Origin of the sequence: Candidatus Phycosocius bacilliformis, assembly GCF_003112735.1 — a bacterium.
Taxonomy (GTDB): Bacteria; Pseudomonadota; Alphaproteobacteria; order Caulobacterales; family Aquidulcibacteraceae; genus Aquidulcibacter; species Aquidulcibacter bacilliformis.
Genome location: NZ_BFBR01000015.1, coordinates 21,685 through 35,816 on the forward strand (window position 1 = coordinate 21,685; position 14,132 = coordinate 35,816).

Genomic DNA, 14,132 nt, shown 5'->3' on the forward strand with positions numbered 1-14,132 from the left:
ATTTTGACTGTGGGTTTCTGAACGAGGAGGGTTGGTGACCCGCAACCATGACCCACCTGAAAACGGCGGCTTGATTGTTTGAGGCAGTCCGCCGCTCAATTCTCTCTTGACGTCATGCGTTGACCCGCAGGACCCTCGCCATTTTACGAGGCCTTGCTCTAAAGAAACGCCCTGATCTGCCACCAGGCCAAGCGGGCGTTCAGCTTATCGGCAATCTCGGGAGATTGGGCGCGGGCGAGCAAGAGCGCTTCGGCTCCATAGATTTCAGGTGTTTCCGACAAAATCGCCGTGCCACCATGGGCCACCAGAAGATCGCTGGCCACACCCAGGGCCGGATTGGCTGTCACCCCTGACCAACCGTCTGAACCACCGCATGGCAAGCCCAGCTTTAACGCATTTAAAGGGGCAGGCTGGCGGCGGGCGGTATCGGCTTCGCGCAGGAGCTCGGCGACCAGAGCAGCGCCATGCTCTATGGCCCGGCTGGTCTCACCCACATCTTGGATGGTGAAACGATGCAGATTTATAGACGGGGATAGGCCCATTTGGTCGCGGACCCGGTCGCTCTGTGTCACCTTATAGCCCAACCCGATCAATACAACTGAATGGAAATTGGCATGGCGGGCATAGCCTGCCATGCCACAGCCTCGGGCTGCAACAAGCATAAAAGGGCATTGGTGAGCGCCCGGGTCGAATTTCAAGCCTGGGCCGCAGGCCTTGAGGAAACAGCCTGATCAGACGACGCTGGGTGACCAAGGATGAAGCAAGAATGGACCATCAGCCTGTTTCTAGTCCGCGATAGCTAAAGCGATGAAAAGTCGCCGATCCTGCTTTGCAGGTGTAAAGAGCCGGCCTCAGGCTCAAGAAGTCACCATCAGTGTTGTGATGATAGCCAGACACTTCCATTTGTACTGGAAACTTCTCCCAAGTTTGACCATCGGCGCTCAGATAGATTGTCACGATGTGGCGATCGTTTCGAATGCGCAAATAGAGGCGTTCGCTTGGCTTGGTTGCACGGCGCATCCGGCGTTGCCGACCGTAGCGATGTAGGATCAGGCCTTGGTCGTCAAATCCCACCCCAACATAGAGCCGCTTGGAATAAAATAGCAGCAGGCCCGCTTCGGCCCCATTTTCCCGCGTGATGGCGCACTCAATCATATAAGCCAAGTCGCCTGCCGTAACACACAAAGGCGATGCGTCTGCGGGGCTGTTCCCCTTGGCAGTCATCGACAATCCGTCGGGGCGCAGGGCAAGTCGGTTGGCTTCATCGCGGCTGGGTTCATAAAAGGTCCAGCGCGTGCCAAGGGCGATGTCGGCAAAGCGGTCAGAACGTCCCAAACCGTGCTGGGCCACGCCAAGCCTGACTGGTTTGCGCAGAGGGCGGGAAAGATCCCCGCCGATGGCTGCGGGCCAACCATCAGCGGTCCAGCGCACGGGGTCAAGAAGCATCTGCCGCCCTAAGGTCCAAAAGCCATTTTCATAGCCATGATAGGCCATCCACCAACGCCCGTCAGGTGCTTCAATCAGGGTTGCATGGCCGCGGGACCACCATTTCTCTGCAGCCGACCACGTCCGCACAATCGGATTATGCGGGCAATCTTGCCACGGTCCAGCCAATGTCTTGGCGCGCGCAACAATCACCATATGGCCGGTGGGTGGACCCGCCGTACCGCCGACGGCGGTGATCATATACCAATATTCGCCGCGCCGGGTGATTTTGGGGCCTTCAGGCGAAAAGCTCTCCACGGTCCATGATTCAGGATAGCGCCAAGGGTCATAAATATGCTCCACCCCTGCCCGGGTCGAAAGACCGTCAGGGCTTAGCGCCACACGGTCCCCACCGCTTAAGAATAGCCAGCGCTGACCATCTTCATCCACCACATGATCGGGGTCGATATGGGCTGGCAGGCGCAGGTCTATAGGCTCGCTCCAAGGCCCTTCAATCCGATCGGCATGAATGACATAGATAGAGCGATAATCGGCTGTCCGGGCAGGAATATAGAGATAGAAACGCCCGTCATGATGGGCCAGTGCCGGGGCCCAGACCGAGCCAATATAGGTTCGAAGGGCGGCGGTGACCGGGGTCCAATTGATCAGATCGCGGGATTGCCAGATCAACAGGCCAGGATAGGCCTCGAAGCTTGAAAACGTGAGATAAAACACCTCCCCGACCCGGATGAGGGCGGGGTCGGGGTGGTCACCGGAAAACACGGGATTAAGGAATTGGCCATTGCCGAGATCGGCCCGCCGCTCACCTTCTAACCCACGCGCCCATCGCAAGTGTTGCCATGCAGCACCATGAGCGGACAGTAAACCCTCTTGGCGCGACTTTGCCCCGCTGTCTGAAGGGGGAAATGAAGTCGCCGCCACGAGGCTCAGGCTTCCCCCAATCAGATCGCGACGGTCCACGAGACCTAGAACTTCATCCGTGCGCCAAAGTAGAATTGGCGGCCGGAATTGGAGACATCAAACAGCAGGTCGTTCGCAACATTGCCTTGCGCTGTATTGTAGGTGATGCGGCTGTCTTGGGCTTCATCGGTCAGGTTCGTGCCTTCCAGCACGAAGGTGATACGATCATTGAGCTTGTAGGAGATTTGCATATCCAGCGAGCTCACCCCTTCTTTGCCCCACAGATCGGCTGACGATCCGGGGAGGAGGACCGAGATATAGCCGTCGCGATAGGAGTAGGACACCCGACCCGACAATTTCTTGCCTTCATAATAAAGCGTCGCATTGTAGGAATTGGGCGACATGCCGATCAGATTATAGGCGGCATAGGTTGTTGCGGTCGCTGTCGAGGAGATCACATAATTGATCGTCGATTCCACCTGCGTGTAGTTCAAAATCACGCCGGTGTCCGACAAGAAGCTTGGCAAGAAGCTAAACGGCTGGTTGACCGAGATTTCATAGCCTTTGAGTTCGCCGCCCCGGGTGTTGACAGGCTGGGTGACCGTATAGGCCGTGGCGAGACTTTGGCCCGTGCCATCCAATAGCGAGACATCATAGCCCGTTTCACCAAACGGAATGGTGCGCACTAAGGATTGGATCCAGGATTCCAAATCCTTCTTGAACAAGCTGACGGTGAACAAGGTGTCCTTGGAAGGATACCACTCAATGCTCATGTCATAGGTGTTGGCACGGATCGGGTCGAGATTGGGGTTGCCGATGCTTAGCGTATTGCTGGTGGTGTTGATCGACCCTGCCGGCGAAAGGCTCGCCAAGGTCGGGCGCGACATGGCTTTGGCAGCTGCAAAGCGGACCAAGACATTTTCCATCGGCTCAATCGTCAGATTGAAGGCTGGCAAGTAGTCTTCATAAGAGCGTTTCAGTGTGATTTTCTCTAAGACCGCACCGCGCGAGAAGAATCCGTCCACGGTTTGCGATGTGCCGACATAACGCACACCGATATTGCCGCGGACCGGCATAGAACCAAGCTCGGTCTGGAAGTCAGACTGCACATAAAGGGCTGTATCTTCTTCTTGAGCCGAACGGTTGTTTGCCCGCGCATTATTATTGATCTTATTGACGGTGAACTGACCCCATTGATTGGTGCAGTTACAATTATAGTCAAACTTGGCGCGGATCTTATCCAGATCGGGAACCAAATAAGTCAGACCGGCTACGGTAACGGCTCGGGCATAATTGATCAGATTGCCGTTCAATTCGGCAACGATGCCAGACCCTGGTGTGGCGGCTTCGTTAGAGGTTTGGTCTGAAGTCGTGTAGCGACGCCATTCTTGGGTCTCAAACGAGAACACCTTGAACGAGCCACCAAACTTGAACTTCACAGAGTCGTTCCACTCATATTTGAAGTCCATCGCGCCGGTATTATAGGTATTTTCAACCGTCTGAGGACGCAAGCGGATCAAGGATGCGTCGCCATTGGCGTTGGTTGCGGCGGTGGTTGAAGAAGCTGCAGCATATTGCCAATAGCAACCTTGAGAAATGTTACAGCCCGTCGCGCTTCTGCCAAAGTCGATGATCGGCTTGGTCATGTCCGTCAGGTCATATTTATAGCCTTGGACATTGTAGGATTCAAAGGTGAAGGTCGTTTGCTCTGGGTTGTCGAGATAGGAGCGCGAGCTGCCAATCAAGAGCCTGCCCGAGAATTTATCGTTGAATTGCTGATCGAGCGTGAAATTGACCTGGTTGAACGTGGTCTTCAGCGCGTCAAAGCGCATTTCGCTGCGGATATCGACGTCATTGAAAGACGCCTTGGTGATCACCTTACGGCTATCGATCGTGTAATCATAAATATCGCTTTGCGGCACACCCGCTGTGTTGCGCGAGAAGGAGATGGGTTCGAGGTTATATTCGATCCGGTCTGCGCTGAACTCAGAATGCAATACATCCAAGGTGAAGGTGGTGTTTTCGGTCGGGCGATATTGCAGCGAGCCTGTTATCCCCAAACGTTCTGCATCGGTGATGAATTGGCTGGTGCGTAAGAAGCGTGGGTAGATAGCCTGCGTCACGGCCAAGGCCTCACCCGTCAAAGTCGGGTTGGTCGCGCTGACTTCGGTGGTGCTGCACACGCGGGTGGTTGCCGTGGTGCACGGCGTGATTTGAATGAAGGTGCGGCCGCCATCGGTGGAATAGGATTGCAGGCGGCCTGCATTGCCGGCGGAATAGGCATTTTGCCAGCGGCCTGAGTTCGGTCCTTCTTCAAAGTTTTGTTTGGTCGAATAAGCAATCGAGAACAGAGCGCCCAATTTGCCATCTGCCCAGCGGTTTGAGACCATGAAGGTCCCGCGCTTGCCGACATCTTCAGACAGATCATTGTAGCCGGCTTGCAGAGAGCCGGCCATGGTAAAGCCCTTATAGTCGAAGGGGCGGGCTGTCCGCAGGTCGACGGTTGCCCCCAGCGAGCCTTCTTCGGTTTCTGCCGAAGTCGACTTGCGGACGGTCAGCGAGTTGAACAATTCAGAAGCAAAGACGTTGAAGTCGAAGCCGCGGCCACGATTGGCCCCGCCATCCTTGTCTTTACCGCCCGTGGTAGAGATTGCTTCCAGTCCATTCAGGCGAACGCGGGTAAAGTCAGGGCCTAGGCCGCGAACCGTGATTGTCTTGCCTTCACCACCTTCGCGGTCGATGGCTACACCGGGGATGCGCTGAAGGGATTCTGCAAGGTTATTGTCGGGGAATTTGCCGATGTCCTCGGCCTTGATCGAATCGACAATGTCGATTTCAGCCCGCTTGGTTGCAATCGCTGAGCGCAAAGACTCGCGGAACGACCCCCGTACGATGATCACGTCAACTTCAGGCTGGGGCTCCGCTGCGGCCTGGCCTTGCGTCTGGTTGGATTGGGACTGGTTGGATTGGGCTTGGGCCATACCCGCCATGAGACTGGCTGCAGCGACACCCATCATCAAACCAGCTGTCAGACGAAACTTGCGTGACATTGTTTTCTCCCCTCGAGGCTTGGCCCCTATCTTGTCTTGCAGGCTTGCTTGTCCATTGCACGCCAAGCCGCCAGACCGTCTTTTGCTACCGGTAGCATTTTCGAAAATGTCACCGGTGTCAATCCTTATCTTGACCCAAGCGAAAAAACTGCTGCAGTGCCATGAGAGGTCGAGCTCAAGCTGGCCTTGATTGACGTGCGCCGCGAGGCAAGGCTAATCCAACTATCGTATGCAGAGGTCAACGTGAGCCACTCCCCCGACAGACATGATCAAACAGCTGCTTCAGGCAGCGGTGAGGGGCAGAGCCGCGGCAAGCCCACGATCAATGATGTGGCCCGTTTGGCGAAAGTGTCCAAAAAAACGGTATCACGCGTCATCAATGAATCGCCCTTTGTCAAACAGAAGACGCGCGATGCGATAAAGGCGGTGATTGCCGAATTGGGCTTTACCCCGGATCCGCAAGCGCGGGCTTTGGCACGGCGCAAATCCTTTCTCATCGGGCTGGTATATGACAATCCCAGTCCACAATATGTGGTCAATATTCAGCGCGGCATACTTGATGCTTTGGAAGGCACGGACTTCCAACTGGTTCTCCATCCTTGCGACCGCACCAAACCTGATCATGTCGCACGCGTGCGGGCTTTTGTGCAGCAGCACAAACCGTTCGGCCTTATTCTGCCGCCATCTGTTTCAGAAGACGAGCTGTTGGCGCGCACCCTGGATGAGGCGGAGGTGGATTATGTTCGCATCGCTTCGGTTCAGCTTGATAGTCCTTCCCGGATGATCCGGACACTGGACGGGGAGGGGGCCGCAGCCGCCGGTCGCCATTTGGCCGAGTTGGGCCATCGCCAAATTGCTCATATTCATGGCCCGTTGAGCTTCCGCTCAACCCATGAGCGCCGGGCGGGGTTTGAGCGCGCGCTCCATGAGGCGGGCCTGTCTCTTCAGCCTGATATGGCTGTTGAAGGCGGCTATACATTTGAAGGCGGCGTCACGGCCGCCGAGCAATTATTAAACCAACCCAGCCCGCCTCAAGCTATTTTTGCGGGTAATGACGAAATGGCAACGGGGGCTTATGTCGCCGTGCGTCGGGCGGGTTTTCGAATTCCCGAGGACATCTCCATCGTCGGTTTTGACGATACGCCGATTGCGGGGCGGCTCTGGCCAGCGTTGACAACTGTTCGCTTGCCCATCCGCGAGATGGGAAGTGCGGCTGCGCGCCTTTTATTGGCGACGGCCAATGGTGCTGTTGCACGACAACTCGTAACATTCGAGCCAGAGATTGTCGTACGCGGCTCAACCGCAACCCCACACAAGGCCTAATCATTCGATCGGATTATCGATCCGCTCCTCTTGCCAGCATCAGATTTCTCCGATAGGACTTGTTCAAATGACACCGGTTACCATTTGGGCCGGATCCGCCGCGGGAGGGCGCTAAAGATGTTCGACAAGGTTTATCATGCCACACATCCAGACATGATGGCCGGGGCCGATAATGATGCCTTGCGAGCCCGCTATGTTGTCTCCAATTTGTTTGAGCCTGAGGCGATCCACCTGAATTATTCCCATAATGAGCGGATGGTGATTGGCGGGGTGATGCCGGTGACACAATCTGTTGTCCTGCCGCACCAGAGCGAACCTGCATCCGCCGCCGGACATCCTTTCTTGGAGCGGCGCGAACTTGGCCTCATCAATGTCGGCGAAGGTGCCGGTATCGTCAGTGTTGATGGGCAAACATATGAGATCAAGCCGCGCGATGGTCTTTATGTTCCCATGGGATGCAAGGATGTTGTGTTTGCTTCGCAGTCTGCACAGGCACCGGCGAAATTCTATCTGGTCTCCACCCCGGCGCATGCGCGTTACGAGGTCGCCAAGATATCAATTGATACGGCCGTGCCTCTGGAGCGTGGCTCATTGGCTGAATCCAACGAGCGGGTGATTTATCAGTACATTGTCCCGGCGACGGTTAAATCGTGCCAATTGCTCTTGGGTCTTACCCAGCTCAATACGGGCAGCGTCTGGAACACGATGCCGCCGCACCTGCATGATCGCCGCTCGGAAGTCTATTTCTATTTCGGGCTGGGGGAAAAGGATCGGGTGTTCCACTTTATGGGTGAAGAAGACAAAATCCGCCACATCGTGATGGAAAATGACGAGGCGGTGATTTCCCCACCTTGGTCAATCCATATGGGGTCCGGCACGCGCAATTATAGCTTCATCTGGGCCATGGGTGGGGAAAACCTTGACTATACCGACCTTTCGGTCTGCGACATCTGCCAGTTGAAATAAGCGTTTGGAACAAACCCAAGGGGGACCCAGCATGATCCTGTCATCCTTCAGCCTTGCAGGCAAAGTCGCCCTTGTCACCGGGGCCAATACGGGCCTTGGTCAAGGAATTGCACTCGCCTTGGCCGAAGCCGGTGCCGATATCGCCGCGGCGGGTATCGTGCCGGCTGAGGAAACCGGCGAAAAAGTGCGCGCTTTGGGCCGTCGCTTTCTCAATATCGAGGCCAATCTCATCAGTATTGAGCCTGTTGAGCGGATTGTCTCTGAGACCGTCGCAGGCTTGGGTGGTCTTGATATTCTCGTCAATAATGCGGGTCTCATCCGGCGTCAGGACGCGGTGGACTTTACTGAAAAGGACTGGGATGATGTGATGAATGTCAACATCAAGTCCGCCTTTTTCATGTGTCAGGCAGCCGGTCGTGTCATGATCCCGCAAGGCGCTGGCAAAATCATCAATATCGCCTCCATGCTGTCCTTCCAGGGTGGTATTCGTGTGCCCTCATACACCGCATCCAAAAGTGGCATTGCTGGGATTACCCGGCTGCTGGCCTGTGAATGGGCGGGCAAGGGGTTGAATATCAATGCCATCGCGCCCGGCTATATGGCGACCGATAATACCGCACAATTGCGCGCAGATGAAAACCGGTCGGCTGAAATCCTCGGCCGCATTCCTGCTGGGCGGTGGGGCGAGCCCGCTGACTTGGGCGGGGCGGCGGTCTTTTTGGCCTCGCGGGCTGCTGACTATCTCAATGGCGCTGTCATCCCTGTCGATGGCGGCTGGCTGGCGCGTTAGGTTTGGTGATGCCGGGCGCTGTCGTCTGCTTTGGAGAATTGCTGATCCGCTTAAGCGGCCCCGGGCATGAACGCCTGTTGCAATCACCCCGCCTGGATGTGGCGATCGGTGGGGCAGAAGCCAATGTGGCTGTCGGGCTCTCACGCTTCGGACACAAGGCCTCCATGGCCAGCGTGGTTGCAGATAATGAACTCGGCCGTGGTGCCATTGCCGCATTGCGAGCACAGGGGGTGGACACAAGTCTGGTTCGCCTGGCCCCCGGTCGAATGGGTCTCTACTTTCTCTCCCAAGGGGCAGTAAGCCGACCCTCCAGTGTGCTCTATGACCGGGCTGACACGGCTTTTGCGCGACTGGCCAAGAGCCTGACTGATCCAGCTGAGGTTTTGTCGGGCGCACGCTGGCTGCATGTGTCGGGCGTGACACCCGCAGTCGGCCCCCACGCGGCGCAGGCCGCTGTGGACTTGGCAAAAGCGGCCAAAGCACAGGGCGTTCATGTGTCCTTTGATGGCAATTATCGCGCGCAATTATGGGCGAGTTGGGACGGTAACGGCCCTGATATACTGCGTGAGATTTTGTCATGCGCGACCTTGGCCTTCATCAATGAGCGCGACATTGCGTTGATACTTGGTGAGGGATTTGCCAGCCGACACGCCGCGTTCGCCCGCACCTTTGAGGTTTTTCCCAGCCTTACTTGGATCGCCGCAACCACCCGAAATCTGTCCTCGGTCAATCATCAAGTGCTGTCGGCAGAATTGGTGAGCCGCACCGAACGCTTTGTTTCCAGAGCCCATGAATTGGCTGGCGTGGTTGACCGGATCGGGGCAGGCGACGCCTTCGCCGCAGGCCTGTTGCACGGCTTCCTCTCCGGACAAGGCCCGCAAGCCAGTCTTGAGTTTGCCGTGGCTTCGGCGGTGATCAAGCATTCCATCCCCGGCGACTTCAATCTAACCTATGTTGAGGAGGTTGAGGATATATTGGCCGATGGCGGGCTCGATGTCAGGCGCTGATGGTCCCACCCGCCGTCGGGCCCTCGCCGGTGGGTTGGCCAGTTTTTTGATCTTTGATCAGGCGTGGGCCGATGTAGGCCAAGGCGTTGTGATGTCCCGCTTCGGCCCGGTGCGCGGGGTCAAAGAAGGCGGTCTGCAGATTTTCAAAGGCCTCCGTTACGGCCAAGATACAAGGCTGACACGCTTTGCCCGACCCCAGCCACCTGTGCCTTGGCAGGATGTGGTCGATGCCGATACGTATGGCTCTGCCTGTCCCCAACCGGGCCGGGAGCCGAACCAGTCAGAAGACTGCCTCTTCCTCAATATCTGGACACCGGGACTGGATCCCCGCGCCAAACGCCCTGTCATGGTCTATATCCACGGTGGGGCCTATCATACTGGTTCGGGCACATCGCCCCTGACCGATGGCAGCCTGCTGGCCAGTCAAGAGGATGTGGTGGTGGTCACACTCAATCACCGCCTCAATCTATTTGGCTATCTCTATCTCGCGCAGCTCATGCCAGACACCTACCCCGATAGCGGCAATGCGGGGCAATGGGACCTTGTGTTGGCGCTCAATTGGATCAAGGCCAATATCGCCCGGTTTGGCGGCGATCCACAGCGCGTTATGGTGTTTGGCCAGTCCGGCGGCGGCGCCAAGATTGCCAGCCTGATGGCCGCCCCGGCGGCGGCGGGTCTGTTTCATGCCGTTGCGACTATGAGTGGCCAGCAGGTGACCGCCTCTGGACCGCTCAATGCCACACGCCGCGCCAGCACCCTTCTCGATGCCCTCAAGACAAGCCCGCAGGAAGTGGTCAATCTGCCCGCCCAGCGCCTTTTGGAAGGTCTTGTGGCGGCAGACCCAATCAACCCAAGCCAGAAGCTCTATATGGGCCCGGTGCTTGACCAACGCCATTTGACTCGTCACCCATTCTGGCCCGATGCGCCCGCACAATCTGCTCATCTTCCCATGATTTTGGGCAATGTCGCTGATGAGACCCGTGGCCTGATCGGCCGAAGTCAGCCCGAGGCATTTGATCTGACGTTTGAAGCCCTGCCGACCTGGCTTGCGGCCCATATGCGCACCGACATTGCTCCCGCCCATGTCATTGCCACCTATCAAGCCGCCTATCCGGGGATCAGCGCCAGTGACCTGTTCTTCAAAGCCACAACCGCGGCGCGATCCTGGCGCGGTCAGGTCGAGGAAGCCGATGCCCGCGCCCGACAACAGGCCCCGACCTGGGTTTATCGCCTTGACCTCAAGAGCCCGGAAGATGGCGGCAAATGGGGGGCCTATCACACAATCGACATCCCCCATGCTTTTCGCACTCTCGCTGCATCTGGCCCGATGACGGGCACAGGCCCCGACGCACAGCGGGTCAGCCAACAATTGTCCTCCGCCCTTGTTCACCTGGCCCGGACGGGATCGCCCGCCACCAAGCACCTGCCACACTGGCCACGTTATGACCTGCCAAACCGGCAAACCATGATCCTCGATGCCACCAGCCGGGTTGAACGCGATCCGCGCGGGGTGGAGCGGGCTTTGTTCCAAACCGTGCCTTTCATCCAATGGGGCAGCTGATGCCAACAAGCTCAGCGACAGCCCTGTTGTTTGGCTTGATCACTCTGGCAAGCCCCGCCGTACCGGCATCGACCAGCCCGGTCCAAAAGGCCTTTCCCGGTGCCGAAGGCTATGGCGCCTATACGCAAGGCGGGCGCGGCGGGCGCGTGATCAAAGTCACACATCTGGGCGATGCTGGACCCGGCAGCCTGCGCGCGGCAATTGAGGCCAAAGGTCCCCGCATCATCCTGTTTGAGGTCGCAGGCACCATCGATCTTCAGTCCCCCTTGGTGATACGAAACCCCAATATCACCCTTGCCGGGCAAAGTGCTCCAGGTGGCGGTATCACGCTCAAGCGCCACGGCTTGATCATTTCGGCAGGCGAGGTCATCATCCGCTTCATACGTGTGCGACCAGGTGACATTTCGGGGACAGAAACCGATGCCATCTCGCTGACAGCAGGCCGCAACATCATCATCGACCATTGTTCGGCTTCGTGGTCGACCGATGAGACCTTGTCCGTCTCCCAACACTTGAGCCCGCCTGAGCGTCAGCTCGATCGCGTGACCGTGCAATGGTCGATCATCGCCCAGTCGCTGGATCAGTCGGTCCACACTAAGGGCGCACATGGCTATGGCTCTTTGGTGCGTGGTTCGGCAGGTTCGCGCTATAGCTTTCACCACAATCTGTGGGCTCATCATCGGGCCCGCATGCCGCGGCCCGGCAATTTTGCCGATCCGACCAGCGATCCCGTTGGCCCGGTGATCGAGTTTGCCAATAATGTCTTCTACAATTGGGGCGGGGGGAAGGAGTCCGGCTCTGGCTATAATGTCGATGAGGCGGCGATCAGCCGCTATGATTTCCGCGCCAATAGCTATCGACCCGGCCCAAATTCGCAATCGGCCATCGCCTTTGTCGACTCCGCGCCCGGTGCGCAAGCCTTTGTTGAGGCCAATGTTATGGGTGGTGACGTACGACCAGCCCGTGAGATCTTTGTGTTGAAGCGCGCCGAGGAGGGCTATTTTAGCCCAGCACCCTTGGCAACGTCCGGCCTGAAAATTGACCCGGCCTTGCCGGCCGAGGCGCAGGTCTTGGCCCATGCCGGCGCGTCGGTCTGGCGTGACAGTCTGGATCAACAAATTGTTGCCGATGTGCGCGCCGGCACGGGACGCATCATCAATTCGCAGAATGAGGTTGGCAATTGGCCTGAAGTGCCCAGCGGGAAGGCTGCGGCAGACCGCGATGGGGATGGGATGCCTGATCTGTGGGAGGTCGCCCATGGCTTTGATCCTGACAATGCTGCCGATGCGTCGCGCGATCCAGATGGCAATGGCTATTCGGCATTGGAAGACTGGTTGAATAGCTTGGCCGCAACCTTCTAACCCCCATGTCTCGCTGCCGAAGCGCAGCGCGGGAACCTTTTTATTTATTAGCGCGATGAGATCCCGGATCGGCTTCGCCGTCCGGGATGACAGCGTGGTGGGTTTGGCTTTTCTACTCAGAACCGTTTGGTGAAACCTGTGTTTCACCAAGACGGCTCAGCGAGTTTGCGCGCGACATCTGGGTCGTCAAGTGCGCAGCTTTGCTGCGTCGCGACGCGATCGGTTTTCAGAGAAAACCGACACTTGACCACCCAGGTGTCGCAAGAACAATTGAGGTTGCGGTTTGGTGGACCATGGGGATCGCCAAAGCGCTTCCAGACAAAAATCTTCTCTAAACGATGTCATCCCCGCCGGAGCGATAGCGGAGAGCGGGGACCTCCATGCGCATGTGCACCACACGATCCCGGATCGGCTACCGCCATCCGGGATGACAGCCGATTATATATTTTCACCAAAGCGCTTCTCACTCTGAACCCAACACCCCCACCCCCGCTTGCACATCAAAGCGGGGTCACAGCTACAATAAGGTGATCATGGGTACTGGCCAGCGGCGCGGCGGGGGTAAGGGCGGGGGACGGCTTCGGCTTTTCTGGGTGATCTGAAAGCCCATGGCATCGAAGGTGGCGCTGATTTCATGGCCGCGTCGGGCCATGATGCGGGGGCGCTCGTCAGGGGCGAGCATGGGGCCAGGTCTGCGGCGGGCGAGGGAGAAGGCCAAGCGCTTGGCCTTGGCCTGGGGGTCGGCTGCGATGGCCTGCAGCAAGTCCAAGCGCCGCAACCAGTGGCCGATGGGCACAGGGGCGGGGGCAAAGTAAAAGGGCCGGGCTTGGCCTGTGATGGCCTTGTCCAGCGCCTCGAACCGCTGCGCGAGCATGTCCGGATGGGGCAGAAACGGGGCCGGAAAGACCCGAAAATCTGGCGTGCGAACAGAAGGCTTGCGCGCCTTCTTGCGGCGCAGGTTTTCAACCTGCGGCTTGGCGATCAATTCATGCTCCAGATCAAGCGCCATCAGGATCAATATCCGGCGCAAGAAGGCCTCAAGCGCCCGCACACCTGCCCGCAAACGTGCGGCCACCGCCTTGCGCACAAAGTGTGGCCGTTCCCACAAATTGTCCTTTGCCAAGACATGGCTATGCAGCTGCAAGGCGAGGGACAGCACAAAGGCAAAGGGGGCAAGCGAGAAGGCCATCACACCATCATGGCGGGGGAAGCTATGCTGTGGGATAGATTGGGATGGCCCCCCCACCCCCACCACGCTGTCATCAAGTCAGTTGTGGAATTGAGATTTGTATTGGTTTGAGGACGGCATTTGCGATGGTTACGAGTTTTCGTGCTACGGCGGCGAGGGCGAGTTTTTTGGGTTTTTTGTTGCTGAGAAGGTTTTGGTAGAAGTGTTTTAATTCTGGGTGGCAGCGTGATGCGGTCAAGGCGGCCATGAAGAGGGTGCGTCTGATGAGATCGCGTCCACCGGTCATGGGATATTTCTTGAAGCTGTTGCCTGACTGAGCGGGATGGGGAGCAAGGCCTGCCAGACAGGCGATTTGTTTGCGGGTTGCATGACCAAGTTCGGGCAACATGGCGATGAGGGTATGGGCGCTGACGGGGCCGATGCCTTTGATGGCGCGCAGGCGCTTTTCTTGAACTTTGATGCGTGGATCGGACTTTATAAGGTCAGCGATCTGTTGCTCGATCTTATCGATTTGGGTGTTGATAAAGCTGATTTCGGCG

Annotated in this window: 11 protein-coding genes; 6 read left to right on the forward strand and 5 right to left on the reverse strand. The window is 57.6% G+C overall.

What is annotated here, in order from left to right; genetic code table 11:
- Positions 1–158: 158 nt before the first annotated feature.
- The 3 genes from PbB2_RS15745 to PbB2_RS15755 all read right to left on the reverse strand — a co-directional run bounded on the left by PbB2_RS15745 (position 159) and on the right by PbB2_RS15755 (position 5,396).
- Entirely contained in the window at positions 159–662 is a 504-nt protein-coding gene (locus PbB2_RS15745) for a UxaA family hydrolase (protein ID WP_108986339.1), read from the reverse strand.
- A gap of 112 nt (positions 663–774) precedes the next feature.
- Positions 775–2,406 (reverse strand): family 43 glycosylhydrolase, encoded by a 1,632-nt coding sequence (locus PbB2_RS15750; RefSeq protein ID WP_238165066.1) that lies wholly within the window; start codon positions 2,404–2,406, stop codon positions 775–777.
- A gap of 5 nt (positions 2,407–2,411) precedes the next feature.
- Complete coding sequence (locus PbB2_RS15755; protein ID WP_238165067.1) at positions 2,412–5,396, reverse strand: TonB-dependent receptor; 2,985 nt, start codon at positions 5,394–5,396, stop codon at positions 2,412–2,414.
- A gap of 243 nt (positions 5,397–5,639) precedes the next feature.
- Here PbB2_RS15755 and PbB2_RS15760 point away from each other — a divergent pair, with 243 nt between their 5' ends.
- The 6 genes from PbB2_RS15760 (at position 5,640) to PbB2_RS15785 (ending at position 12,404) form a co-directional block, all read left to right on the forward strand.
- A complete protein-coding gene (locus PbB2_RS15760) occupies positions 5,640–6,719 on the forward strand; it encodes a LacI family DNA-binding transcriptional regulator (RefSeq protein ID WP_108986341.1) in 1,080 nt (359 codons plus the stop codon).
- Between the two features lie 117 nt (positions 6,720–6,836).
- The gene (gene kduI, locus PbB2_RS15765; RefSeq protein WP_108986342.1) at positions 6,837–7,685 is read left to right on the forward strand and encodes a 5-dehydro-4-deoxy-D-glucuronate isomerase; all 849 of its coding nucleotides are present in this window, start codon (positions 6,837–6,839) and stop codon (positions 7,683–7,685) included.
- Positions 7,686–7,716: 31 nt separating this feature from the next.
- Positions 7,717–8,475 (forward strand): 2-dehydro-3-deoxy-D-gluconate 5-dehydrogenase KduD, encoded by a 759-nt coding sequence (gene kduD / locus PbB2_RS15770; protein ID WP_305790482.1) that lies wholly within the window; start codon positions 7,717–7,719, stop codon positions 8,473–8,475.
- A gap of 8 nt (positions 8,476–8,483) precedes the next feature.
- Positions 8,484–9,482 carry a sugar kinase gene (locus PbB2_RS15775; RefSeq protein ID WP_108986343.1) on the forward strand — a complete coding sequence of 333 codons (999 nt, stop codon included), beginning with the start codon at positions 8,484–8,486 and terminating at the stop codon, positions 9,480–9,482.
- A complete protein-coding gene (locus PbB2_RS15780; protein ID WP_108986351.1) occupies positions 9,469–11,043 on the forward strand; it encodes a carboxylesterase/lipase family protein in 1,575 nt (524 codons plus the stop codon). Before PbB2_RS15775 ends, PbB2_RS15780 begins: the two co-directional genes overlap by 14 nt.
- The gene (locus PbB2_RS15785; protein ID WP_108986352.1) at positions 11,043–12,404 is read left to right on the forward strand and encodes a pectate lyase family protein; all 1,362 of its coding nucleotides are present in this window, start codon (positions 11,043–11,045) and stop codon (positions 12,402–12,404) included. The genes PbB2_RS15780 and PbB2_RS15785 overlap by 1 nt, the downstream gene beginning before the upstream one ends.
- Before the next feature lie 517 nt (positions 12,405–12,921).
- Here the strand turns inward: PbB2_RS15785 and PbB2_RS15795 are convergent.
- Together PbB2_RS15795 and PbB2_RS15800 are read right to left on the reverse strand one after the other, a co-directional pair.
- Entirely contained in the window at positions 12,922–13,593 is a 672-nt protein-coding gene (locus PbB2_RS15795; protein WP_108986345.1) for a hypothetical protein, read from the reverse strand.
- A gap of 73 nt (positions 13,594–13,666) precedes the next feature.
- A partial coding sequence (locus PbB2_RS15800) for a transposase (RefSeq protein ID WP_133245861.1) occupies positions 13,667–14,132 on the reverse strand: 466 nt, incomplete at its 5' end.